Genomic DNA, 24,323 nt, shown 5'->3' with positions numbered 1-24,323 from the left:
GTGTACCTTATGACTTGTTTTGGCCGATCTGACGCCATCGCGAGCAAGCCCGCTCCCACACTTGACCGAGTTCCAACATATGAATGCGGTCGAATGTGGGAGCGGGCTTGCTCGCGAAGCAGGCGACGCGGTCTAGAGCCTTACTTGGCGCTGCGCTCAATCGCAAACCCGGCCCAGGTCTGGCTCACTGGCATCAGCTCCAACCGGTTGATATTCACATGCGCCGGCGTGTTCATCACCCAGAAAATCGTGTCAGCAATATCCTGCGGCTGGATCGGCTCGGCCCCCGCATAGGTCGCGTCATACCGCGCTTGGTCACCGCCGAACCGTACCAGCGAGAACTCGCTCTCGCACAGGCCTGGCTCGATGTTGGTCACGCGCACGCCGGTGCCTTGCAGGTCGCAACGCAGGTTCAGCGAGAACTGCTTCACGAACGCCTTGGAACCGCCATACACGTGGCTGCCCGGATACGGGTAGTTACCGGCAATGGAACCCAGGTTGATGATGCCCGCGCCGCGACCATGAGCGATCAGGCGTGGCAGCAGCAGGTTGGTGGTGGTCAGCAGGCCCTTGATGTTGGTGTCGACCATGGTTTCCCAATCGTCGAGGCTGCATTTGGGCGCAGGGTCGGTGCCCACCGCCAGGCCGGCATTGTTGATCAGCCCGCGCAGCTTGGCGAACGACGGCGGCAGGTTGGCGATGGCGTCTTCCATGCCTTTGCGATCCCGCACGTCCACCACCAGGCCATGCACTTCGGTTTGCTTGGAAAGCTCTTCGACCAGCGCATTCAGGCGGTCGGCGCGACGGCCGGTGAGCACCAGTTTCCAGCCGGCTTCGGCAAAACGACGGGCGCAGGCTTCGCCGAAACCTGAGGTTGCGCCAGTAATAAACAGCGTGTCGGACATGGTGTTCTCCTTGCGGGCATCGGGAAAAAATCAGCCAGCAGAATGCCCTTACGCCGCGTTTGCGGCAACCGCTAAGCACACAACTTGATACATACCTGATCACTTTTTAATCAACTCTCTCAAAGCCATACAAACCTTGGCTTGCAGCTATGTGCGCGCAGGTTATCCACAACTGCGCCCACAGTCTTTGGGGGCAAGTACAAAATGCTTCAGGCCGCTATTCACATGGGCTCCAGGCGGTTTTACAAAGTTTTTTGCTTGACCTTGGCCGGGGCGTATGTAGGCCTTTCCCCGCTTGAAAAATAAGAACGATGGCTCCAGGCCAGTTATTCCGGCCCCTGCGGCGGTCTTTCCAGAGTTTAGTCACAGACTTATCCACAGGTCGGCGAGACATATTCCGGTCATATACCTGTGTCTATAAACAGGTTGACAAAGGCCTCGACTGGTTGCCAAAAACCAGCTGATCAAAAAACAACCATCACGCTACAAGCCACGCAGTTATTGGCTTTCAGGCAGCTACTCCCACGTTACCCACAGCCGGTTCCACAGCGGATGGGGACAAGTCAAAACTGTGACAAAACAGGGATTTGCGGCGGCTATATGTCGCGCTTTGGAGGGAGGCTGGATTTGTTTTCCACAATTTCCAGACTGGCCTGTTGATAGCCTCAAAATGAATGTGGGAGCCGAAGCTCCCACAGGGTCATGCCGAAACATCTATTCGTTAATGCCCGCCCAGATAGGCGTTGCGCACTTCCTCATTCACCAGCAATTCCTTACCGGTGCCCGTCAGGCGAATCTCGCCATTGACCATCACATACGCGCGGTCCGACAGGCGCAGCGCATGGTTGGCGTTCTGCTCCACCAGGAAAATGGTCATGCCGGTTGAGGCCAGCTCGCGCAGGGTCGAGAAGATCTGCTTCACCACAATCGGCGCCAGGCCCAGGCTTGGCTCGTCCAGCAGCAACAGCTTGGGGCGGCTCATCAAAGCGCGGGCGATGGCGAGCATTTGCTGCTCGCCGCCGGACATGGTCATGGCGCGCTGGTTACGTCGCTCCTTGAGCCGTGGAAACAGCTCGAACATGCGCTGCATGTCATCAAAGGCATACTTGTCGCCAATGGGGATGGTGCCCATCAGCAAGTTTTCCTCGACGGTCATGTCGGGGAACACCCGGCGCCCTTCCGGCGACTGCGCAATACCGTTGGATGCGATGTAGTGCGAAGACTTGTGGGTAATGTCGACGCCGTTATAGAGGATCTGCCCCGACTCCGCCCGAGGCTGGCCGAAGATCGACATCAGCAGCGTGGATTTACCCGCGCCATTGGAGCCGATCAGGCTGACGGTTTCGCCTTCGTTGATGTGCAGCGAGACTTTTTTCAGGGCCTGAATCGGACCGTAATACACGTCCAGGTCCTTCATTTCGAGGATAGGTGCACTCATACCAACTCCTCTTCATCGGCGCCCAGGTAGGCGGCAATCACTTTTGGGTCGTTGCGGATCGCGTCTGGCCCGCCCTCGGCGATCACGTTGCCATGGTCAAGCACCACGATGTGGTCGGAAATACTCATCACCATGCCCATGTCGTGTTCGATCAGCACCACCGTCAGGTCGTGTTCGTCGCGCAGCAGGCGAATCATCGCGCTGAGGGCTTCGGTTTCCTGGGGATTGAGGCCCGCTGCGGGTTCGTCCAGGCAGATGATCTGCGGCCGGGTGCACATGGCACGGGCGATTTCCAGACGGCGCTGCTGGCCGTAGGAGAGTTCACCGGCCAGGCGGTTGGCGCAGTCCACCAGGTCCACCACTTCCAGCCAGTAGAAGGCGTGGTCGAGGGCGTCGCTTTCAGCCTTGCGGTAGGCCTTGGTATTGAGGATGCCCGCGAGCATGTTGCGGTTGACCCACATGTGCTGGGCCACCAGCAGGTTTTCCACCACCGACATTTCCTTGAACAGGCGAATGTTCTGGAAGGTCCGCGCCAAGCCAGCGCGGTTCACCAAGTGGGTGCCGCCGAACATCTTGTAGAACACCCGGCTGAAGAAGCTTTTGGGCGACACGAAGTCGGTGGGCTGGAAACGTTCGCCGAGCAGCTGGATTACGTCTGTTTGTTTGCCGCGAATGTTGAGCTGGATCTTGCCGCCGCTGGCTTTGTAGAAGCCGGTGAGGCAGTTGAACACCGTGGTCTTGCCGGCGCCGTTGGGGCCGATCAGCGCGAAGATCGAGTTGCGTTCGACCTTGAGGCTCACATCGCTCAAGGCCTTGATGCCACCAAAGTGCATCATCAAATGTTCCACGGAGAGCACGACTTCCTTGCTCATGGCGCTACCCCCTTGCGTGGCGTCACGCCGGTGCGGCTGATCCGGATCAAGCCGCGCGGTCGCCAGATCATCATCACCACCATCAACACACCAAACAGCAGCACGCGGTATTCGGAGAAGCTGCGCAGCAGTTCAGGCGCAACGGTCAATACGAATGCCGCAATTACCACACCTACCGTCGAGCCCATGCCGCCCAGTACCACGATGGCCAGGATCAGCGCCGACTCGAAGAAGGTGAACGACGACGGGTTGACGAAGCCCTGATAACTGGCAAAGAACACCCCGGCCAAGCCGGCAGTCGATGCCCCGATGGTGAATGCCGAGAGCTTGACCAGCACGTGGTTCAGGCCCATGGAACGGCAGGCGATTTCATCTTCGCGCAGGGCTTCCCAGGCACGGCCGACCGGCATGCGGGTCAGACGATGCTTGATGTACAGCACGGCCAGCACCACCAGGAACAGCACGATGTAGATGAACAGGAATTTGATATTGGGGTTGTAGTCGATGCCGAAGAATTCATGGAAGGGAATCCCGCCATCCTTCGCACGCTTGCCGAACTCAAGGCCGAGGAAGGTCGGCGATGGCACCGGCATGCCGTTTGGACCGCCGGTAAATGACAGCCAGTTATTGAGCACCAGACGGATGATTTCACCAAAGCCCAGGGTCACGATGGCCAAATAGTCGCCATGCATTCGCAACACTGGGAACCCGAGTATGCACCCCGCCAGCGCCGCCGCGATGGCCGCCAGTGGCAGCACCGTCCAGAAACCCAGGCCGAGGTATTGATAACCCAATGCCAGGCCGTAGGCGCCAATGGCGTAGAACGCCACGTAACCCAGGTCGAGCAGCCCCGCCAGGCCGACCACGATATTGAGGCCCAGGCCGAGCAATACATAGATCAGGCCGAGTATCACCACGGTGAGCAGGTATTTGTTGGCGAAAATCGGAAACACGATGGCGATCACGATCAGTGCCGGGATGATCCAGCGCAGCCGCGACTTGTAGTCCGGCGCCAGTACATGCACGCCAGAGCCACTGCTCTCGAAGCCCTGCAGAATCTTCAGGCCCCTGGGGGTTTGCAGGAACAGGCTGATGGCAAAGCGGCCGACCATCACGATGGCCACCAGCAGGCCCACGCGGGCCGGTTCCAGGTTGAAGCTGTAGCCGTCGAGGACCACGCCGACGATGGGGCCGAACACGACCAGGGAAATCAGCCCGGCGAGGACTGTATCGACCACACTTTTCTTGATATCGATAGGTTTGGCAGCAGACATGTTTACACCTTCGCCACGAGTGGGCGACCAAGCAGGCCCTGGGGACGGAAAATCAGAATCACCACCAGCAGGGAGAAACTGAACACGTCTTTGTAATCAGAGTTGATCAACCCTGAGAACAGCGACTCGGAGATACCGAGAATGATCCCACCCAGCATCGCTCCAGGCAGGGAGCCGATGCCGCCGAGCACCGCTGCGGTAAACGCCTTGATGCCGATGATGAAGCCGGCATAGAAGTCGAAAGTGCCGTAGTTGAGGGTGATGAGCACGCCGGCCAGTGCAGCCATGGCGGCGCCGATGACGAATACGTAGGAGATCACCCGGTCGGTGTTGATGCCGAGGATCGACGCCATCTTGCGGTCTTGCTGGGTCGCGCGGCACATGCGGCCGAGCTTGGTGTATTTGATGACGTAAGTGAGCAACGCCATGCCGGCGAAAGCGGCGACCAGAATGAAGACTTTGGTGTACGTCAACTGAACGAAGCCGCTGCCGATGTCGACACGCCACGCCCCGGCCAGCAGGGTGGGAATGCCTTGTTGCTTGGCACCCTGGGCGATTTGCGCGTAGTTCTGCAGGATCAGCGAGATACCGATGGCGCTGATCAGCGGTGCCAGTCGCGTGGAGTTGCGCAGCGGTTTGTAGGCGACACGCTCGATGACCCAACCGTACACGCCGGTGACGACCACGGTGAAGATCAAGGTGCCGAGAATGAGCAGCGGGAAGGATTCGATGCCGAAGTAAGCCAGCAGTGCCAGACTGATCGCCGCGAGGTAAGCGGAAATCATATAAACCTCGCCGTGGGCGAAGTTGATCATGCCAATGATGCCATAGACCATTGTGTAGCCGATGGCGATCAGGCCATAGACCGACCCGAGGGTCAGGCCGTTGACCAGTTGCTGCAGGAAAATACCATCCATAACGCAATCTCACGCGGTGAGCACCTGCACACCGGTGGGTGTGCGGCGCTTCTGGAGGAAAAGACAGATCTCGATCACGACACCGCTCCCACATGGGGAATGCGGTGTTAAGGATTACTTCTGTTTTTCCAACTGGTGGTATTTGCCGTCTTTGTCCCACTGGTAAACCACGTAGTCGGAGATTTTCAGGTCGCCCTTCGAATCCCAGGCTTTTTCGCCCATGACGGTTTTTACCGGATGAGCCTTGAGCCACTTGGCGGCGTCTTCGCCCTTGTTGGACTTGGCGCCATTGAAGCCGGCGGCCAGGGCCTGGACCGAGGCGTAGGCGTACAGGGTATAGCCTTCCGGCTCAGTGCCGTTTTTGCGGAACTCTTCCACCACGGCCTTGCTGTCTGGCAGCAGGCGCGGGTCGGCGCCGAAGGTCATGTACACGCCATCGACGTATTGTTTGCCGCCAGCGGTGGCAACCAGTTCATCGGTCACAACACCGTCATCGGACATGAATTTCACGTCTTTCAAACCGGCTTCACGGATCTGGCGAACCAGAGGACCGGCTTCCGGGTGCAGGCCGCCGAAATACACGACGTCGGCACCGGTAGAGCGGATCTTGGTGACCAGGGCGCTGAAGTCTTTCTCGCCACGGGTCAGGCCTTCTTCCAGCACCGGCTTGACGCCGCGCTTGGTCAACTGGGCAGCGGTGGCATCAGCCAGGCCTTTGCCGTAGGTGTCCTTGTCATTGATGACGGCGACTTTCTTGCCCTTGAGTACGTCGACGATGTAGTCGCCGGCAACGATGCCTTGCTGGTCGTCACGGCCGCACATGCGGAACATCGCGCCCAGGCCACGCTCGGTCACTTGTGGGTTGGTGGAGCCTGGGGTGATGGCAATGATGCCGGCTTCGTCATACACCTCAGAGGCCGGAATGGTGTTGGACGAGCAGAAGTGCCCGACCACGCCGATCACTTTGTCCTGGTCAGCCAGGCGGTTGGCCACGGCCACGGCTTGTTTGGGTTCGCAAGCATCGTCGCCGGCCACCAGCACGATTTTTTCGCCGTTGATGCCGCCAGCCTTATTGATCACATCGGCTGCCGCCTGGGCACCCTTCATGTACTGCTCACCGAAAGCGGCGTTGGCGCCGGTCATGGGCCCCGCTACGCCAATCTTCACATCAGCGTGAACAAACGTAGAAATGCCCAGTGCCGCTGCAACGGCGAGGGCCAGAAAACCTTTCTTGTAAAACGTCTGGGACATGAGTGGTGCTCCGATATTTTTGATTTTTGGCACGACAACTTGCGTTCAAACTTTTCACCGAAAGCCCAGAGCAAGGCGCGTGCCATTACGTTTTTATTCTTCAAAAAGACACGGTGTCATTGTTATTACAGGTGTTTCGCCTCCATTCGCCAGCACGTGCAACCCTCTAGCCTCTAAAGGTGCAACCAAAGAATCCGAAAAGTACAACCACGACAGGTCGCACCTGCAACCAAACCAATAAACGACAGATCCTGACGCTGTAACAGAGGGCGTAACGGAACTGCACATTTACAGTGCGTGACTGCTACGACTTGCACCAATACAGATTAGTAGCCTGCTAAGAAAATGCAGGCTTCTGAGCGCTATTTCGCTGATCAGATCACGATCCTCAGGCATTGCCCCGCGTGATACAGCGAGAATCCAGCTTCATAAAGACAGCTGCGCAGGGCGACTCCGGCCAGCGGTTGCATGGGGGCGAAAGGAATCGGTAAAGCCTGGGGATTCTGGTGACATAAGTAGTCGGCGAACGCCTTGCCGACGACGCTGCCGGTGGTCACGCCACGGCCGTTGTATCCCGTAACTGCCACGAGGCCAGGGGCGGGTTCGAACAACCGCATCAAGTGGTCCGGGGTAAAGGCGATGCAGCCAGTCCAGGTGAAATCCCACTGCACCGATTTGAGGTACGGGAAGTAATGTTGCTGCACCCGATCGGCCCACGCCTTGAGGAACCAGGCCGGTTTCTGGTTGCCGTTGCCCAGGCTGCCGAGCAACAAACGGCCATCGGCATCGCGGCGGATGCTGCTCAACACTTGGCGTGTGTCCCAGGAGCCTTGGCCACCGGGCAGAATCTGATTGGCAGCATCGTCCGTCAGCGGGGCCGACGCAACCTGGTAGTAATAACCGGGGAAAAAATTGCGCCGCAGCGCGGTCCATTCGCCCTCGGTGTAGGCGTTGGAGGCGATCACCACCTGCGCAGCCTGCACTGAACCCTGGGCGGTCTGCACCGACCAGTGCGAACCTTGGCGCTCAAGCTGAGTGACCGGCGAGTGATCGAATAACTGCCCGCCCAGCCCCGCGGCGGCATTGGCCAAGCCACTGGTGTAGGCCATCGGGTTCAACGTGCCGGCGCGCCGGTCCAGCAAGGCGGCGGCGATTTTCCTGGTGCCCGTGGCTTGCTCGCAGGCCTGGCCGGTGAGTAGCTCAACCGGTGCGCCACGGCGTTTCCATTGTGCTTCACGGCTGCGCAAATCCGCCTCGCCGCGGGCGTTGTGCGCCATGTGCAAGGTGCCCTCGCGGCGCAGTTGACAATCGATGTTGTATTTGTCGATCAGGCTGAACACCAGCGACGGCGCCGCGCCCAACATGCGGTTGAGCTGGCTGCCCACCGCTTCGCCGAAACCGGCTTCGATCTCGTCCGGCGGGATCCACAGGCCGGCGTTGACCAACCCCACGTTGCGTCCAGAACCACCATGGCCGGTACGATGAGCCTCCAGCACCGCGACGCTTTTACCTTGTTCCAGCAAATGAATGGCCGCCGACAGCCCCGTAATCCCGGCGCCGATCACGCACACATCCACCTTGACCTCGCCCTTGAGCGCGGCACGGTCCGGCCGGCTGGGGGTCAGGTGTTCCCATAGACATTTTGTCTGCATATCTGCTCCTGGGAGCAGCGGCAAGTTTCAAGCTACAAGCGGCAAGCTAAAAGCCAGATTGCTTCTAACTTGGAGCTTGCAGCGTGCAACTTGAGGCTGGAATCAATCGAATGTAATGCCTTGTGCCAATGGCAGCTCAAGCGAGTAATTGACGGTATTGGTCTGGCGACGCATATACCCGCGCCACGCATCCGAGCCCGATTCACGCCCGCCGCCGGTTTCTTTCTCGCCGCCAAACGCGCCGCCGATTTCCGCGCCGCTCGGGCCGATGTTGACGTTGGCGATGCCGCAGTCGCTGCCCACCGCCGACATGAACTGCTCGGCTTCACGCACGTCGGTGGTAAAGATGCACGACGACAGGCCTTGAGGCACGGCGTTGTTGAGGCGCAGGGCTTCGTTGAAGTCGTTGTAGCCGATCACATAGAGGATCGGGGCAAAGGTCTCGGTGCATACCACGTCGCTTTGCTCGGGCATTTCCACAATGGCTGGCGAGACGTAATAGGCGTTGGGGAATTGGTCTTCCAACTGACGCTTGCCGCCGAACACCTTGCCGCCTTCGCTCAAGGCTTGCTCCAGGGCGTCCTGCATGTTGTCGAAGCCGTGCTTGTCGATCAGCGGGCCGATCAGGTTGCCTTCCAATGGGTGGCCGATGCGCACCTTGGAATAGGCGGCCTTGAGACGGGTGACGATTTCTTCTTTCACCGACTCATGGGCGATCAGGCGCCGCAGGGTGGTGCAACGTTGCCCGGCGGTACCGACGGCGCTGAACAGGATGGCGCGCACGGCCATGTCCAGATCGGCGCTAGGGCCGAGAATCATTGCGTTATTGCCGCCCAGCTCGAGGATGCTGCGGGCAAAACGTGCGGCGACCTTCGGCGCCACCTCGCGCCCCATACGCGTGCTGCCGGTGGCACTGATCAAGGCGACGCGCGGATCATCCACCAATGCGGCGCCGGCGTCGCGGCCGCCGATGATCACTTGGCTCAGGTACTCCGGGGCGCCGTCGAATTTCTTCAGCACACGCTCGAACAATGCCTGGCAGGCCAGGGCCGTGAGCGGGGTCTTTTCAGAGGGTTTCCAGATCACGGCGTTGCCGCATACCAGCGCCAGGGTGGTGTTCCACGCCCACACTGCCACCGGGAAGTTGAACGCGCTGATCACGCCCACCACGCCCAGCGGATGCCAGGTTTCACGCATATGATGGCCAGGGCGCTCGGAGGCGATGGTCAAACCGTACAGCTGGCGCGAGAGGCCGACTGCGAAGTCGCAGATGTCGATCATTTCCTGCACTTCACCCAGGCCTTCCTGGGTGATCTTGCCGGCTTCCCAGGACACCAACTCGCCCAGGTCTGCCTTGTATTCGCGCAACACGTCGCCGAACTGACGCACCAGTTCACCACGGCGCGGTGCCGGCACTTTGCGCCAGGCTTCGAATGCATGCTCGGCGCGACTGACCTGTTGCTCCACCTCGGCGGCACCTTCCCAATGCACACTGCCGATTCGGCTGCCATCAATCGGCGAATGCACGGGCTGCTTGCCCGACTGGTACAGCGCCGGGTTTACCCCGAGACGATCAAGCAATGCGGCAACCATGGGTCACTCCTTCAATCTCAAACAGAAAATTCGCGCCGCCATCGACACGGCGATCCAGAGCTTATTTGTAGCTGGCCCAAGACTTGCCAACAAACGACGATTAGGCGAGATATCATTCCGTTTACTCATGCAAAGAATAAAAAGAGGCGTGCCGTGCTGAACAAAAGACATTTGCCCTCGATCACTGCCCTGCAGTGCTTCGAAGCCGCCACCCGCCACCTGAGCTTCACCCGCGCTGCCGAGGAGCTGAACCTCACGCAGAGCGCAGTGAGCAAGCAGGTGGCGCAGTTGGAAGAATTGCTGCAACACCTGCTGTTCCGCCGCGTGCGCCGGCGCTTGCAGATGACCCCGGCGGGCGATTTGTACCTGGTGGAAGTGCGCAAGATCCTCACGCAAGTGGAAATGTCCACCCATTATCTGCGCTCCTATGGCGGCGAAACCGAAGTGCTGCGGGTGTCCACGCCCTACACCTTCGGCGCGCGCTGGCTGGTGCCGCGCCTCAAGGGCTGGCGGCTGCGCCATCCGCAGATCCACTTGGATCTGTGCAACGAGCAGGAGCCGGACGAACTGCTGCAAGGCAAGGCCGACATGGCCTTCTACTTCGGCCAGGGTTCACGCCCCGGCACCGAAAGCCTCAAATTGTTCAGCGAAGCGTTGGTGCCGGTGTGCGCGCCAGAAAGCCTGCAGGCCCAGCCGTTCACCGATCCCACGCAACTGAGCGACCTGGTGCTGCTGCAAAACGCTTCGCGTCCCCAGGGCTGGCACGACTGGTTTGCCAGCCAGGGCTTCCACACCGAGCACAGCTATCACGGGCCACGCTTCGACACCTTCTATATGTGCATTCGGGCCGCGCAGGTGGGCTGTGGCGTAGCGTTGCTGCCGCGCTTTCTGGTGGAAGAAGAGTTGGCCGAAGGCAAGCTGGTCATTCCCTGGCAGCATGCAATGCCGAGCCAGGATGCGTATTACCTGGCCTACCCCGAACATTCGGCGGAGGTGCCCAAGGTGCGTGAATTTGTGAAGTGGATGATGGAGCAGGTGCTTTAGCGCCTGGAGAATTGAAGTGCGCCCCAGAAGTTGGACACCCATCCAATTCTTGGGGCGTATTTTTCATGAGTAAGTACACGACGCAGTTCAAGCTATCCGCTATTACCACTTTCCTTGAGAAAGGCCGAGGCTTTCGCCGTATCGCCGCTCAATTTCAAATGGACCCTACATTGCTTCGTCGCTGGGTCGAGGCGTATCGATTGCACGGTGAGGCCAGTTTGAGCACCACCGGCCAACGTTACTCCGCCTTGTTCAAGTTCTCCGTCCTACAACGCATGTGGCGTGACTCCCTTTCCTTACGCCGCGCAGCGGCGCTTTTCAATTTGGGTAACTCCACTCAGGTGGGCAGATGGCAGCAGCAGTATTACAGTGGCGGCATTGAAGCCCTGGAGTCAGGGAAAAAAGGACTGTGTACCGTTATGTCTAAGCCACCCATTAAACCACGTAAATCTTCTGCCCCAATCACTGCCCCTGAGCCCGAACACAAGACGTTGCTCGATGAGCTCAAGTATCTGCGCATGGAGAACGCCTACCTAAAAAAGCTTGGGGAGTTAGGCGAGGCAGTGATGAGGCGGGAGAAAGAACAGAAGAAAAAGCCCGATTAGTCAGTGAGCTTAAGCAAGAGTTTTCCTTGAGTGAGTTGCTCAAGCTGGTGAGCCTTGCGCGAAGCACGTACTACTACCAACTCAAAGCGATGGGCGTTGCAGACCGGTTTGCCTCGGTCAAAGCAGCTATCCAGAACCTCCAGAATGAGCATATGGGCTGTCTTGGTTATCGTCGTATGACTTTAGAGCTTCGTAAAGAACGACCACAGATCAACGGGAAAACGGTACGTCGGCTGATGGGGGAGCTGGGTCTGAAATGCACCGTGCGACCAAAGAAATACCGGTCGTATAACGGACCGATGGGAGATGTATCGCCCAATACACTGGCTCGTCAATTCGAGGCTGAGAAACCGAATCAGAAATGGGTAACTGATGTCACCGAGTTCAAAGTGGCTGGCAAGAAGATGTACTTATCTCCAGTTTTAGATTTGTACAACGGCGAGATTGTGGCCTATCAGATGGCCATGCGCCCCCAATATGCTTTGGTGGGCGAGATGTTGGAAAAAGCTCTTCAACGCTTACCTGAGGGGGCTAAGCCTATGCTGCACTCGGATCAGGGCTGGCATTACCGACACTCAAAATACCGAGAGCGACTGGAAAAGGCGGGGCTGGAGCAAAGCATGTCACGCAGAGGAAACTGTTATGACAACGCCACAATGGAGAGTTTTTTCGGCACACTGAAGTCAGAATTTTACTACCGAAAAAACTTCGACAACGTGGAACAGTTGCAAGCTGGGTTGGATGAGTACATCCATTACTACAACTATAAACGAATCAAAGTGAAGCTTGGCGGACTGAGCCCTGTAGCCTATAGGGTCAAGTCCGCTGTAGCCTAACCAACAACTGTCCAACTTTTGGGGCGCACTTCAAATCGCCTTCGCGAGCAAGCCCGCTCCCACACTTGAAATGCATTCCAAAGGTGGGAGCGGGCTTGCTCGCGAAGGCGTCGGTAGCTCCAGCGCAAAAAATCACTGGCAAAACCCCACAGGTCTATGCGCCACTAGCCCCCTTCCTTAATTGTGCGTAAAGGTCGGCGCCCATCGCCGACCCGTCTGGAGATTCCCGTTATGAGCGAGAGTGTGTTTGCCGATCGCATCGTGCAGAACTTGCTCGACACCGACTTCTACAAGCTGACCATGATGCAGGCGGTGCTGCACAACTATCCTAATGTGGAAGTTGAATGGGAGTTCCGTTGCCGTAACAGCGAAGACCTGCGCCCGTACCTGGCGGAGATCCGCTACCAGATCGAACGCCTCGCCGAGCTGAACCTGAGCCCCGACCAACTGGGGTTTCTGGAATGCATCAGCTTCATGAAGCCTGACTTTCTGCGCTTCCTCGGACTGTTTCGCTTCAACCTGCGCTACGTGCAGACCGGCATCGAGAACGGCGAATTATTCATCCGCCTGCGCGGGCCGTGGCTGCATGTGATCCTGTTTGAAGTGCCGATGCTGGCCATCGTCAGCGAAGTGCGTAACCGCTACCGCTACCAGACCGTGATCCTTGAACAGGCGCGCGAGCAGCTGTACCGCAAGTTCGACTGGCTGACCGCCAACGCCAGCAGCGACGAGCTGTCCGAGCTGCAAGTGGCTGACTTCGGTACGCGTCGGCGCTTCTCGTACCGGGTGCAGGAAGAAGTGGTCAGCGTGCTCAAGCACGACTTCCCCGGCCGTTTTGTCGGCACCAGCAACGTGCATCTGGCGCGTGAGCTGGACATGAAACCGCTGGGTACCATGGCCCACGAATGGATCATGGCCCACCAGCAACTCGGCCCACGCCTGATCGACAGCCAGATCGCCGCGTTGGATTGCTGGGTGCGCGAATACCGTGGCCTGCTGGGCATCGCCCTGACCGACTGCATCACCACCGACGCGTTCCTGGGCGACTTCGACTTGTACTTCGCCAAGCTGTTCGACGGTCTGCGCCATGACTCCGGTGATCCGGTGCAATGGGCGGAAAAAGCCATCGCCCATTACCACAAGCTCGGCATCGAGCCGATGAGCAAGACGTTGGTGTTCTCCGACAGCCTGTCGTTACCCAAGGCGCTGGAGATATTCCGTGCGCTGCGTGGTCGCATTAATGTGAGCTTCGGTATCGGCACCAACCTGACCTGCGACATTCCAGGTGTGGAACCCATGAGCATCGTGCTTAAAATGACCGCCTGCAATGGCCAGCCCGTCGCGAAGATCTCCGATGAAGCGGGCAAGACCCACTGCACCGACCCGAATTTCGTCGCCTATTTGCGTCATGTTTTCAAAGTACCTGCCATCTCTAGCAAGGAGTGAATCATGCAAGCCGTACAGCGTGAGATTGCTGAACAGCTCAAGGTCCAAGCGCCGTTCAACGACCAGGCCGCCCTTGAGGCCGAGGTTGCCCGCCGCGTGACCTTTATCCAGGACTGCCTGCGCAATTCCGGGCTCAAAGCATTGGTGCTGGGCATCAGTGGTGGCGTCGACTCCCTGACCGCAGGTCTCTTGGCTCAACGTGCAGTAAAAGAGCTACGCGAGAACAGCGGCGATGAGGCCTACCGTTTTATCGCCGTGCGCCTGCCGTACGAAACCCAGTTCGATGAGATCGACGCCCAGGCGTCGGTGGATTTTATCGAGCCGGACGAGCGCCACACCGTGAACATCGGCCCGGCGGTGAAAGCCCTGGCCAATGAAGTGGCGGCGTTTGAAGGCAAGGCGGCGGTGTCCCGCGATTTCGTGCTGGGCAACACCAAGGCGCGCATGCGCATGGTGGCGCAGTACACCATCGCCGGCGCGGCTGGAGGCCTGGTGATCGGTACCGATCATGCGGCGGAAGCGGTGATGGGCTTTTTCACCAAGTTCGGTGATGGCGCGTGCGACCTGGCGCCGTTGAGCGGCCTGGTGAAGAATCAGGTGCGTGCGATTGCGCGGCACTTTGGCGCGCCGGAGTCGTTGGTGGAGAAAGTGCCGACGGCGGACCTGGAAGACCTGTCGCCGGGCAAGCCCGACGAAACGTCCCATGGCGTGACCTATGCCGAGATCGATGCCTTCCTGCACGGTGAGCCGGTGCGTGAAGAAGCGTTCAGAATTATCTGCGAGACCTATCGCAAGACCGAGCACAAGCGGGTCATGCCGTTTGCGCCGTGAGGTGAACCCTGTAGGTTTGTGTTGATTTTCAGACCGCTTTCGCGAGCAAGCCCGCTCCCACACTTGACCGTTTTCCAACCTGGGAACACGGTCAAGTGTGGGAGCGGGCTTGCTCGCGAAGAACGATAACGCGGTGTTACTTCAGGGTCACAGTGCCTTTCATCATCGAGATGTGGCCTGGGAACGAGCAGAAGAACGCATAGTCAGTCCCGGCGGTCAGCTTCGACACGTCGAAGGTCACCGAGTCTTTCTCGCCAGCGCCAATGATCTTGGTGTGGGCGATGATGCGGTCATCACCTGGTTTCAGGTAGTCCTTGTCGATACCAGCGGCCATGCCATCGGTGGCGACTGGCTGCATGTTGGCGGCGCTGGTCAGCACCCAGTTGTGGCCCATGACATTTTTCGGCAGGTTGCCGGAGTGAGTCAGCTCAACGGTGAAGGTTTTGCAGCTCTTGTCGATTTCAATGGCTTTGGTGTTGAAGGACATTTGGTCGGTGGAGTCGACAGTGACCTTGCACTCTGCAGCAAGCAACTGGCCGCTCGCCAGAGTCAGCAGGGAAACAGCAACGAGTTTGGCAAACATGTGAATCTCCAAGGCAGGGTTTAGAAAACGCGTAGTGCGACAAAGGTGCCTGAATCAGGCAGGAATTCTTATGATCTGAATCAACAGATTGTATACAACTTTAGGCTATCAGACTTATCAACACAATCTACCAGCCAAAGTACAACCACCTGACTATGATCGGCGCATCACCCATCGGAGTCCGCGCCATGCACCTCAACCAACTGTTCAACGGCCTGCTGGCCGCCTACGCCTGCGGTAAGTGAAGGCCAAGCGCACCCTGAAGCTGCTACCATGTCGTCCCAAGGCAGCTGCGCGCCGCCACCCTCACCTTCGACCCTAGAGGATCGCCCATGGCCAAACCTAATTACTCCTTCGCCAAACGTCAGAGAGACTTGGCCAAGGAGCAGAAGAAAGAGGAAAAACTGCAACGCAAGAAAGCCGCTGCAGAAGAAGAGGCCAATGGGCTGAACACCGATGTCGATGGTGAAGAAACGAGCGACGAGACCGAAACACCAAAAGATCCGGCTGAATAAATTTCCTTGTGCTGAGCCGGCCTGTCCGGCTCGGCACAATCAACCGCTATTCCAACGGCATCACCGTCACCCGCACCTCAGGGTCATGGCTCCCTCCCCCCAGAATCACCCCTCGCAACGGCGACACATCGGAAAAATCCCGGCCCCAGGCCAGGGTGATGTGCTCCAGTGCCGGCTGCACATTGTTCGTCGGATCGAAATCCACCCAGCCTGAAACCGGGCAATACACCGAGACCCACGCGTGGGACGCATCGGCGCCGATCAGCCGGGGTTGGCCGGGCGGTGGCTGGGTGAGCAGGTAACCGCTGATATAGCGCGCCGCCAAGCCTCGCGAGCGCAGGCAGGCGAGCATCAGGTGGGCGAAGTCCTGGCACACACCGCGTCGGCGCTCCAACACCTCGACCAGCGGCGTGGCGACCTGAGTCGCTTCGGCGTCGAAGGTGAATTCGCTGAAAATCTTTTCCATCAGCGCCTGCACGCCCAGCAACAGCGGTTTACCAGGGGGAAAGCAGCTTTCGGAGAATTCGACGAAGGTTTTTTTCAGGTGCACATAGGGCGATTCGAAACGGTAGCGGCAAGCTTCAATCAGCTCAGGAGACATGGCCTGGCCGCTGTAGGTCAGGCTACCGCGGGTAGGGTCCCAAGCGGGTGATTGCTGGAAATCCAGCGCGGGCCGCGCCAGCACTTCCACGGTCAGCCCGGCGTTCACCCGCAATTCATCATGGGGCCGTTCGAATGCCAGGCGAGTGATGGGGTTGCCGAACACGTCCAGCTCATCGCGGCGCGACGTAGGCTCCGGGCTGATAGCCAGTTGCTGCAAGCTGCAGCGCTGCCAGGCGCACGGCCGTGGCCAAAGGTGTGCCAACTGCTGGGCCAGGGACACCGGGCTGTCGTAATGGTAATGGGTATCGTGGAAAATCTGGTAGCGCGCACTCATCACACCGACACCGTTTGCTGGCTGACATCATCCACATGGGCGAAATGGCGCAAGGCCAGGCGATCCGACACTTGCCCACTCTCATCGGCCACCGCCTGCAGCAGGTCGGCCAGGCCGTCCAGCGCGGCACGCACGCTGGATTCGCCGAACAATGGGTTCTCCAGGCAACCCAGGTCGAAACGCGCCAGGCGCTCCACCAACAGGCCAAGGCCAGTTTCCCGCGGCACACCAAAATCATCGTTGAGACGCCGCAGCGTGCGGCTCACCAGTTTGAGCTGGAACAACACCGCATGGGGGTTCTGCTCATCCAACAACAACAGGTCGAGCACCGGGATCAACTGCGGCACCGCCAGGTAACGCGAACGGTAGGTGATGCTGCTGTTGCCCAATTCCAGCAACCACTCCAACCCGGCCTGATCGAACACCGCCACGCCGCGCAGGAACGCCGCGAGACTGCTGCTCAGAAATTGCAGACGCTCGATGCGCCGGCCCATCATCAAAAAGCGCCAGCCTTCATCGCGGGTCATGTCGTCCAGGGCAAACCCGGACAGCGCCGCCAGAGACATCACCAAGCGATTGAGGAAATCCAGCAACTCGCCAAAATCCGGTGACTCGCTTTCCAGCTCCATGGCTTCGCGTTGCAGTTCCACCAGGGCCTGCCAGTTTTCTCGGGACAGTTTGCCGCGCACCTGAGACGCCGCCCACTGCAAGCGTTGCAAGTTGGCGCGCAGGCTCGACGGCCAGTCATCACCGAGCAAGGCGGCGAGCAGACGCTCGGGCAATTCCCCCTCCTCCGGCAGCAGGCGCAAGTTTTCTCCCAGCTCGACGGCAGCCTGCAAGGCCAAGGGATCATCACCGTCCACATAACGCGCGAGCACGATACGCAACCAACGCGCACTGTCATCGCAGCGTTCACAGTAACGACCGAACCAATACAGATTCTCCACTACGCGGGACGGCAGATAGGGATCGCGGCGCACCAGGTCATGGGCGCCAATCGCCCGTTGCGCACGCCAGTGTTCGCCAGCGGCGGCGCGTTCGCCGAGCACCCAGGTGTCCTTGCTGGCGCCGCCACGTTGCATCGACACCACTTCAGCGTCGGCCTCGGCGGCCACTCGAGTGAGTCCGCCCGGTAACACGCGATAACCTTCATCGCTCGCCACGGCGTACACGCGCATGCCGATAGCGCGGTGTTGCAGGTGGTCATCCACGATGTGCCACACCGGCGCCTGGGACAGTTGCGCCAACTCCTGGGCGACATAGGCGTAAGGCCGCGCGCGCATGCGTTCGGCCAGGGCCTGGCGTTGTTCGTCGTTCAGGTCACGGCCGAATACCGGGGCGAAACTCTGCGACGCAAATGCGGGTTTGATCAGCAACTCCGGCAGCTTCTCCAGCGCTTCGGCCAGTACCGGCGCTTCACCGCACCACCAGGTGGCAATGGATGGCAGGATCAGTTCTTCACCGAACAGGAATTCGTTGATCTTCGGCAGAAAGCCAAGCAACCCGGGGGATTCCAGTACGCCGCTGCCCAGGGCATTGGCCACCAGTACATTGCCCTGGCGCACCGCATCGAGCAGGCCGGGCACGCCGAGGGCCGAGTCGGTGCGCAGCTCCAGCGGGTCGCAGAAATCATCATCGAGGCGACGCATGATCGCGTGCACCCGGCGCAGACCGCTTAAGGTTTTCAGGAACACGGTGCTGTCACGCACGGTGAGGTCGCCACCTTCTACCAGCGGGTAACCGAGCTGACGGGCGAGGTAGAGATGTTCGAAATAGCTTTCGTTGAAGCGCCCCGGCGTGAGCAGCACGATCAGCGGTGGCTGGTCATCACTGGGCGCCTGACGGGCCAGGGTTTCCTGCAAGGTGCGGAAGAAACCGGTGAGGTGCTGAACCTGCAGGTCACGGTAAAGATCCGGGAAGGCGCGGGATACGATGGTGCGGTTTTCCAGCGCATAACCGGCACCGGACGGCGCCTGGGTACGGTCGGCGGTGACCCACCAGCGGCCATCCGGCGTACGCGCCAGGTCCACGGCATACAGGTGCAGGAACGCACCGTCCGGCGGGTGGATGCCCTGGCACGGCCACAGGAAATTGTTGTGCCCGAATACCAGCTCAGCCGGCAGCAAGCCTTCCTTGATCAGGCGCTGCGGACCGTACAGATCCGCCAGCACGGCATTGAGCAAGCGTGCACGCTGGGCGATACCGGCCGACAGGTGCTGCCACTCATCAGCCGCCAGCACATGGGGCAGCAAGTCCAGCTCCCAAGGGCGGTCAGCGCCCTTGGGGTCGGCGTAGACGTTGTAAGTCACGCCGTTTTCCTGGATCTGCCGGGTCAGCAATGCCTGGCGCTGGGCCAACTGCGCAGGCGTGCTGCGTTGCAGGTGATCGAGCAGTCGCCGCCAATGAGCACGTACCGCGCCGCTGTCGTCCAGCAATTCGTGATAAGTGCCCGCGGTCAGCGGGTAACGGTCGAGCAAGTCGGACATGGAACGCTCGGCAGAGGCAAGGGGGCTCAGATTAACCTAACAAACACTGCAAATCCCCTTGTGAGAGCAAGCCCGCGCCCACATTAGGATCGGCGTTTAATCATTTTTATTGGGGAAACGCCGCAAGTCCAAGGTCATCGGCAACTCATCGTTGATGACGACTGCTGGCACGGGAAGCTTCCCAGGGCTGTGCCCCAACCGGAAAAACCGTGCCATGCGCCGGCTCTCGGCCTCGTTGGCATTCACCGGCAAGCTGTCGTAATTGCGCCCGCCCGGATGGGCAACATGGTATTGGCAGCCGCCCAGCGAGCGTTGCATCCAGGTATCCAGCAAGTCGAACACCAACGGCGCATGCACCGCGATGGTCGGTTGCAGGCAGTTGGCCGGTTGCCAGGCGCGGTAACGCACACCGGCGACGAACTCACCCACCCGTCCTGTCGGCTGCAGCGGCACCGGAATGCCATTGCAGGTCAGCAGATAGCGCTGCGGTGGCAGCCCGGTCAATTTGACTTGCAGGCGCTCAAGGGACGAATCCACATAACGCACCGTGCCGCCCACCGCGCCCTCTTCGCCCAGTACATGCCAGGGTTCCAGGGCCTGGCGCAGTTCCAGTTCGATACCACTGACGGCGTAGTCACCGATCTTGGGGAAGCGGAATTCGAGGTGCGCCGCAAACCACTCGGCGCGCAGCGGATAACCGGCGGCGTTGAGTTCGACGATCACGTCGGCAAAGTCCTGTTCGATGAAATGCGGTAACAGGAAACGGTCGTGCAACTCGGTGCCCCAGCGCGCCAGCTTCGGCGGCGCGTAGGGTTCCCGCCAGAAACGCGCGACCAGCGCCCGCAACAGCAATTGCTGGGTCAGGCTCATGCGCGCATGGGGCGGCATTTCAAATGCGCGCAACTCCAGCAGGCCCAGGCGGCCGGTGGCGCCGTCGGGCGAGTAGAGTTTGTCGATGCAGAATTCGGCGCGATGGGTATTGCCGGTCACGTCGATCAGCAGGTTGCGCAGCAGGCGGTCCACCAACCATGGCGGGCATTCTTCACCGGGTTCGGGCATTTGCGCGAAGGCAATTTCCAGCTCGTACAACGCATCGTTGCGTGCCTCGTCCACCCGTGGCGCCTGGGATGTCGGGCCGATGAACAGGCCGGAAAACAGGTAGGACAACGATGGATGGTTGTGCCAGTAGCTGATCAGGCTGCGCAGCAAATCCGGCCGACGCAGGAACGGCGAGTCCTTGGGGGTCGCACCACCGAGCACAAAGTGGTTACCACCACCGGTGCCGGTGTGGCGCCCGTCGATCATGAATTTCTCAGTGGTCAGGCGGGTTTGCCGGGCCTCTTCGTAGAGGAACTCGGTGCGTTCCACCAACTCGTCCCAGCTGGCGGAGGGCTGCACGTTGACCTCGATCACGCCAGGGTCCGGCGTGACGCGCAAGTTACTCAGACGCGTATCCGCTGGAGGCTCATAGCCTTCGAGCAGTACCGGGCAATGCAGTTCTTCGGCGGTGGCTTCGATGGCGGCCACCAGTTCCAAATAATCCTCGACACGCTCAAGGGGCGGCATGAACAGGTAGAGGCGCCCGTCCCGCGCTTCGGCGCACAGCGCGGTGCGGGTCAGCCAGTCGGCAGACTCGTCCACCTTGGGCACACGTTCGTCGCTGGGTGCAGGTTCGCCGTGGCTTTGCAGTTGGGAGGTGGTCGGCAGATCCGGCTGGTCCTGATTAGGGTCGGTCGGGTGCACAAACGGGTACTCGGCCGCCGTCACCCAAGGCTGCGAGGCCAGTGGCAGACGATAACCCAGGGGCGAATCCCCCGGCACCAGGCGGCAATGGTTGTCACGCAGGTACCAGCGCCCGCTTTGCCAGCGGTCATTGGCCGTCGTGCGCGCCAGCGGCAGCACTTGCCCGATGATTTTATCCAGGCCCTGGGCGAACACTTTGCGCAGGCGTTCGCGCTCCAGTTCGTCGCCCAGGCGTGGGTCTTGGGCGGTGACGTTTTGCGGCAGCGCACCTTCGCGCCACAGGTAGTAGAAGTTGTCTTCAAAGGCCGGGAACACAAAGCGTGCCGGCAGTTTCAGGCGCTCAGCGACGCTGGCCAGGAAACGCCCGGCCAGGGCGCCATCCGCGCCATAGTCCTCTTGCTCATCGGCGATCAATGCACTGTTGTGCCAGATCGGCACACCGTCGCGGCGCCAGTAGCAGTTGAGCGACCAGCGCGGCAGTTGCTCGCCGGGGTACCACTTGCCCTGGCCGAAATGCACCAGGCCCTTTGGCGCGTAGTGCTTACGCATGCGTTGGAACAACTCGGCGGACAGCCGGCGCTTGTCCGGGCCAAGCGCGGCGGTATTCCATTCGGCACCGTCGGGATCATCGATGGAGACGAAGGTCGGCTCGCCGCCCATGGTCAGGCGTACGTCGTCTTTGAGTAAATCGCCATCGATCTGCCGCCCCAGAGCTTGGATCGCCAGCCATTGCTCTTCGGTGTAAGGCTTGGTAACCCGTGGTGCCTCCCAAATCCGCTCAACCGACATTTCGTGGGTGAATTCACACTCGCAGGGCTCCACCAGCCCACTGATGGGTGCGGCAGATGATGGATCGGGACTACACGCCAACGGGATATGACCTTCACCGGCGAACAACCCGGAGGTGGCGTCCAGCCCGATCCAGCCGGCGCCAGGCAAATACACTTCGCACCAGGCGTGCAGGTCGGTGAAGTCCACTTCGGTACCGGAGGGGCCGTCGAGGGCTTTGACGTCGGCGGTGAGTTGAATCAGGTAGCCGGACACAAACCGCGCCGCCAAACCGAGATTGCGCAGTAATTGCACCAGCAACCAGGCCGAATCGCGGCAGGAGCCGGAAGCGTTTTCCAAGGTGAATTCCGGCGTTTGCACACCCGGCTCCATGCGGATCAGGTAGCCGATATCGGCCGCCAGGCGCTGGTTGAGACCCACCAGGAAATCCACCGCCGGCAATGGCGTGCGGTCGATACCGGCCAGGTACGCGGCAAACCTCGGCGTCAGCGGCAAGGTTTCCAGGTACGGCGCCAGCTCGCGTTGCTCATCGGCGGCGTAGTTGAAGGGGATTTTTTCGGCGTAGGGCTCGAGGAAAAAGTCGAACGGATTGAACACCGCCATCTCGGCGACCAGGTCGACCTCGATGCGCAGTTCATCGGTCTTTTCCGGGAACACCAACCGCGCCAGGTAATTGCCCTGGGGGTCCTGCTGCCAGTTGATGAAATGTTGCTCAGGCAGCACTTTCAGCGCGTAGGACAGAATCCGCGTGCGGCTATGGGCCGCCGGGCGCAACCGCACGATCTGTGGGCCGAGTTCGACAGCGCGGTCGTAGCGGTAATGCGTAACGTGGTGCAACGCGACATGAATCGACACGGCGGCCTCCTGCGAGCCAGGGCATGGGAACAAAGCGCGCAAGACTTATGCCAGAGCGGCGGTCATTGCGCTTTATCGTAAGATCCGGTGCAGTACAGCACCAAAACGCGCCGACAGCGATGCTCTGGTGCAAGTGACGCACCCATATGTGGCGCGGGTGTGAAGGTGGGTAGGGAATCTACCCAATTAGCCGGTTTTGCGCCTGGCAAGCGTGGCTTGGCGTAGGTGGCGGATCTCATGCAGCTTCTGGCGCATCTCTCGTTGAACCTTGCTGTTAAGTATTAACAATCCAAGGAACGGGAATAACAGCGCCAACCCATAGAGAACTTTATGAGGCTGGTACTGAAGCATTGGGACGACAAACAATAGACAGACGACGTAGATGCCGACCATTATCCACACCCAGGAGGGTCGGCCCCGCAAAATCATAAAGTTGCTATGGACCGTCAACAGAATGAGCAGCGCCCCGGCAGACATGATCTTGAGCCCCACTTGAGCAATGGGCGCATCACGAAAATAGGTGATGAACGCCAGCGCCACAGCCAACGCCAAAGAAAAACACGCAGCAAATACGCCGCCCATAAACGTCAGAAAGTATTGCCTGAAAAAGTCGCGTAGCGTCATCAATTCGCTCATTCGCTTACCTCCTCGTAGAGTCCAATCGCGATGGTGTTGACGTTTCCGGAGTAGGCACTCCCGCCAAACCCAACGCTTGCGCCCAGGACGTCTTTTATCTGGGTAGTGGTGCTGTGCTTGAGCTGCGTAGGGGTGAAACGCTTGGTGAGTTCGCCCGACGCCTGCCTCAATTTGATCATCTTCGCGGTCAAGCTGGGATGGTTGATGCTCAGCAGCTCTTTCGTCAGCTTGGCTCTTTCCTGGCGATTCAAACCGCGAAGCACATCACGCAGGCTCTTGCCCGTCGATGCTTTGGCGGCCCTGACCAGCTTGACCGTCGTCAAGGCCGAAGCGCCCACGCCTGCCAGTGATACGGCGTCCAGCACGATGGAGGCATTCTGGTACCAGCCTTCACTGTCGAGCGAATCCTTGACCTCAGGTTTGGCGACTTCCAGCGCTGTTCGGGCAATGCCGTTAAAGCACTGAAGCGTACTCGCGCCGGCAGCCGCATACCCCACTACAACGATGACGGAACTGGCGCCAGCGCTGAAAGGCACCAGAATGGTTCCACTGGCGATCGCAGCCCAACTGATGACCGCCCCCAAGCAGGAGATTCCGGTATTCACGGCTTCGCCAATCAGTCGCGACTCTCGAGGATTGCTCACGACATGTTGAGCAAACTGCGTTGGCGCAATGTACTTCTGCGCTTCACGCAAAATGATGCGCTTGGGCTTGATGCTGCAGATGGGCTTGAATTCGCGCAGGGTAATGACGTTGAAGTCGGCGTCGATGTATACGACGCCTGCGCCAACGATACCTGGATCGGCGTCGATGGCCGCAAACAGGCGCGGGAGGTTGATCTGGCTTTCGATGCGCTGGCGCGCCATGAACTGCGAGCGGTTGGAGTCCATGCCGATGCCGGCCAGGGGGTTACCCATGGGGTGTTCTTCCTTGAAATGGGTGGTGACTGAACTGACGCCTTCGCGAGCAAGCCCGCTCCCACATTTTGATTTGCGAATACATTCAAGTGTGGGAGCGGGCTTGCTCGCGAAGGCGATTTAATGCGCGCCACCTTAACAAACAGGCTACCCATCGGCTAGAAAGCAAAACGCCAGCACGAGGCTGGCGATTTACTT

The 24,323-nt window shown here is 59.6% G+C and carries 18 protein-coding genes and 1 pseudogene; 5 read left to right on the top strand and 14 right to left on the bottom strand.

The annotated features are described in order from the left end of the window. Nucleotides 1–140 precede the first annotated feature (140 nt). The 8 genes from LVW35_RS02710 to amaB all read right to left on the bottom strand — a co-directional run bounded on the left by LVW35_RS02710 (nt 141) and on the right by amaB (nt 9,902). On the bottom strand, nt 141–905 hold the full coding sequence (locus LVW35_RS02710) for an SDR family oxidoreductase (protein ID WP_233893593.1): 765 nt from the start codon (nt 903–905) through the stop codon (nt 141–143). 721 nt (nt 906–1,626) lie between these two features. Next, on the bottom strand, nt 1,627–2,343 hold the full coding sequence (locus LVW35_RS02705; protein ID WP_233893592.1) for an ABC transporter ATP-binding protein: 717 nt from the start codon (nt 2,341–2,343) through the stop codon (nt 1,627–1,629). Next, complete coding sequence (locus LVW35_RS02700; protein ID WP_233893591.1) at nt 2,340–3,215, bottom strand: ABC transporter ATP-binding protein; 876 nt, start codon at nt 3,213–3,215, stop codon at nt 2,340–2,342. Before LVW35_RS02700 ends, LVW35_RS02705 begins: the two co-directional genes overlap by 4 nt. Beyond that, the gene (livM, locus tag LVW35_RS02695; RefSeq protein ID WP_233893590.1) at nt 3,212–4,489 is read right to left on the bottom strand and encodes a high-affinity branched-chain amino acid ABC transporter permease LivM; all 1,278 of its coding nucleotides are present in this window, start codon (nt 4,487–4,489) and stop codon (nt 3,212–3,214) included. Before livM ends, LVW35_RS02700 begins: the two co-directional genes overlap by 4 nt. 2 nt (nt 4,490–4,491) lie before the next feature. After that, on the bottom strand, nt 4,492–5,406 hold the full coding sequence (locus LVW35_RS02690; protein WP_010213575.1) for an ABC transporter permease subunit: 915 nt from the start codon (nt 5,404–5,406) through the stop codon (nt 4,492–4,494). A gap of 114 nt (nt 5,407–5,520) precedes the next feature. After that, the gene (locus LVW35_RS02685) at nt 5,521–6,657 is read right to left on the bottom strand and encodes a branched-chain amino acid ABC transporter substrate-binding protein (protein WP_233893589.1); all 1,137 of its coding nucleotides are present in this window, start codon (nt 6,655–6,657) and stop codon (nt 5,521–5,523) included. Between the two features lie 374 nt (nt 6,658–7,031). Beyond that, a complete protein-coding gene (gene amaA, locus LVW35_RS02680) occupies nt 7,032–8,309 on the bottom strand; it encodes an L-pipecolate oxidase (RefSeq protein ID WP_233893587.1) in 1,278 nt (425 codons plus the stop codon). A gap of 102 nt (nt 8,310–8,411) precedes the next feature. After that, nucleotides 8,412–9,902 (bottom strand): L-piperidine-6-carboxylate dehydrogenase, encoded by a 1,491-nt coding sequence (amaB, locus tag LVW35_RS02675; RefSeq protein WP_178955045.1) that lies wholly within the window; start codon nt 9,900–9,902, stop codon nt 8,412–8,414. A 153-nt stretch (nt 9,903–10,055) separates the two neighbouring features. On the opposite strand from amaB, the gene LVW35_RS02670 reads away from it, so the two are divergent. The 4 genes and pseudogenes from LVW35_RS02670 (at nt 10,056) to nadE (ending at nt 14,664) form a co-directional block, all read left to right on the top strand. After that, complete coding sequence (locus LVW35_RS02670; protein WP_233893586.1) at nt 10,056–10,946, top strand: LysR family transcriptional regulator; 891 nt, start codon at nt 10,056–10,058, stop codon at nt 10,944–10,946. 65 nt (nt 10,947–11,011) lie between these two features. Beyond that, nucleotides 11,012–12,387, top strand: a pseudogene (locus LVW35_RS02665) (IS3 family transposase). 231 nt (nt 12,388–12,618) lie between these two features. Continuing rightward, nucleotides 12,619–13,833, top strand: coding sequence for a nicotinate phosphoribosyltransferase (pncB, locus tag LVW35_RS02660; protein WP_233893585.1), 1,215 nt, complete (start codon nt 12,619–12,621; stop codon nt 13,831–13,833). Nucleotides 13,834–13,836: 3 nt separating this feature from the next. Beyond that, nucleotides 13,837–14,664 (top strand): ammonia-dependent NAD(+) synthetase, encoded by an 828-nt coding sequence (gene nadE, locus LVW35_RS02655; RefSeq protein WP_233893584.1) that lies wholly within the window; start codon nt 13,837–13,839, stop codon nt 14,662–14,664. A gap of 136 nt (nt 14,665–14,800) precedes the next feature. On the opposite strand, the gene azu is transcribed toward nadE, so the two are convergent. Continuing rightward, nucleotides 14,801–15,247 (bottom strand): azurin, encoded by a 447-nt coding sequence (gene azu, locus LVW35_RS02650; protein WP_233893583.1) that lies wholly within the window; start codon nt 15,245–15,247, stop codon nt 14,801–14,803. Between the two features lie 332 nt (nt 15,248–15,579). Here azu and LVW35_RS02645 point away from each other — a divergent pair, with 332 nt between their 5' ends. Then, on the top strand, nt 15,580–15,762 hold the full coding sequence (locus tag LVW35_RS02645; RefSeq protein WP_233893582.1) for a hypothetical protein: 183 nt from the start codon (nt 15,580–15,582) through the stop codon (nt 15,760–15,762). Nucleotides 15,763–15,808: 46 nt separating this feature from the next. Here the strand turns inward: LVW35_RS02645 and LVW35_RS02640 are convergent, their stop codons facing one another. The 5 genes from LVW35_RS02640 to LVW35_RS02620 all read right to left on the bottom strand — a co-directional run bounded on the left by LVW35_RS02640 (nt 15,809) and on the right by LVW35_RS02620 (nt 24,125). Beyond that, complete coding sequence (locus tag LVW35_RS02640; protein ID WP_233893581.1) at nt 15,809–16,699, bottom strand: transglutaminase family protein; 891 nt, start codon at nt 16,697–16,699, stop codon at nt 15,809–15,811. Then, nucleotides 16,699–19,185: a circularly permuted type 2 ATP-grasp protein gene (locus LVW35_RS02635; protein WP_233893579.1), complete on the bottom strand. Its 2,487-nt coding sequence runs from the start codon at nt 19,183–19,185 to the stop codon at nt 16,699–16,701. The genes LVW35_RS02640 and LVW35_RS02635 overlap by 1 nt, the downstream gene beginning before the upstream one ends. A gap of 96 nt (nt 19,186–19,281) precedes the next feature. Beyond that, nucleotides 19,282–22,572 (bottom strand): transglutaminase family protein, encoded by a 3,291-nt coding sequence (locus LVW35_RS02630; RefSeq protein ID WP_233893578.1) that lies wholly within the window; start codon nt 22,570–22,572, stop codon nt 19,282–19,284. Nucleotides 22,573–22,758: 186 nt separating this feature from the next. Further along, entirely contained in the window at nt 22,759–23,208 is a 450-nt protein-coding gene (locus tag LVW35_RS02625; protein ID WP_233893577.1) for a hypothetical protein, read from the bottom strand. Further along, nucleotides 23,205–24,125 (bottom strand): NAD synthetase, encoded by a 921-nt coding sequence (locus LVW35_RS02620; protein ID WP_233893576.1) that lies wholly within the window; start codon nt 24,123–24,125, stop codon nt 23,205–23,207. Before LVW35_RS02620 ends, LVW35_RS02625 begins: the two co-directional genes overlap by 4 nt. Nucleotides 24,126–24,323 lie beyond the last annotated feature (198 nt).

The sequence above is a fragment of the Pseudomonas sp. HN11 genome (assembly GCF_021390155.1).
Taxonomy (GTDB): domain Bacteria; phylum Pseudomonadota; class Gammaproteobacteria; order Pseudomonadales; family Pseudomonadaceae; genus Aquipseudomonas.
Note: the sequence above shows the minus strand (reverse complement) of the source record. Positions and strands in the feature narration are given on the sequence as shown.

What these genes read in the sequence shown, in the direction of transcription:
- LVW35_RS02710 (WP_233893593.1), bottom strand. Translation starts at nt 905, where the DNA reads ATGTCCGACACGCTGTTTATTACTGGCGCAACCTCAGGTTTCGGCGAA.
- LVW35_RS02705 (WP_233893592.1), bottom strand. Translation starts at nt 2,343, where the DNA reads ATGAGTGCACCTATCCTCGAAATGAAGGACCTGGACGTGTATTACGGT.
- LVW35_RS02700 (WP_233893591.1), bottom strand. Translation starts at nt 3,215, where the DNA reads ATGAGCAAGGAAGTCGTGCTCTCCGTGGAACATTTGATGATGCACTTT.
- livM (WP_233893590.1), bottom strand. Translation starts at nt 4,489, where the DNA reads ATGTCTGCTGCCAAACCTATCGATATCAAGAAAAGTGTGGTCGATACA.
- LVW35_RS02690 (WP_010213575.1), bottom strand. Translation starts at nt 5,406, where the DNA reads ATGGATGGTATTTTCCTGCAGCAACTGGTCAACGGCCTGACCCTCGGG.
- LVW35_RS02685 (WP_233893589.1), bottom strand. Translation starts at nt 6,657, where the DNA reads ATGTCCCAGACGTTTTACAAGAAAGGTTTTCTGGCCCTCGCCGTTGCA.
- amaA (WP_233893587.1), bottom strand. Translation starts at nt 8,309, where the DNA reads ATGCAGACAAAATGTCTATGGGAACACCTGACCCCCAGCCGGCCGGAC.
- amaB (WP_178955045.1), bottom strand. Translation starts at nt 9,902, where the DNA reads ATGGTTGCCGCATTGCTTGATCGTCTCGGGGTAAACCCGGCGCTGTAC.
- pncB (WP_233893585.1), top strand. Translation starts at nt 12,619, where the DNA reads ATGAGCGAGAGTGTGTTTGCCGATCGCATCGTGCAGAACTTGCTCGAC.
- nadE (WP_233893584.1), top strand. Translation starts at nt 13,837, where the DNA reads ATGCAAGCCGTACAGCGTGAGATTGCTGAACAGCTCAAGGTCCAAGCG.
- azu (WP_233893583.1), bottom strand. Translation starts at nt 15,247, where the DNA reads ATGTTTGCCAAACTCGTTGCTGTTTCCCTGCTGACTCTGGCGAGCGGC.
- LVW35_RS02645 (WP_233893582.1), top strand. Translation starts at nt 15,580, where the DNA reads ATGGCCAAACCTAATTACTCCTTCGCCAAACGTCAGAGAGACTTGGCC.
- LVW35_RS02640 (WP_233893581.1), bottom strand. Translation starts at nt 16,699, where the DNA reads ATGAGTGCGCGCTACCAGATTTTCCACGATACCCATTACCATTACGAC.
- LVW35_RS02635 (WP_233893579.1), bottom strand. Translation starts at nt 19,185, where the DNA reads ATGTCCGACTTGCTCGACCGTTACCCGCTGACCGCGGGCACTTATCAC.
- LVW35_RS02625 (WP_233893577.1), bottom strand. Translation starts at nt 23,208, where the DNA reads ATGAGCGAATTGATGACGCTACGCGACTTTTTCAGGCAATACTTTCTG.
- LVW35_RS02620 (WP_233893576.1), bottom strand. Translation starts at nt 24,125, where the DNA reads ATGGGTAACCCCCTGGCCGGCATCGGCATGGACTCCAACCGCTCGCAG.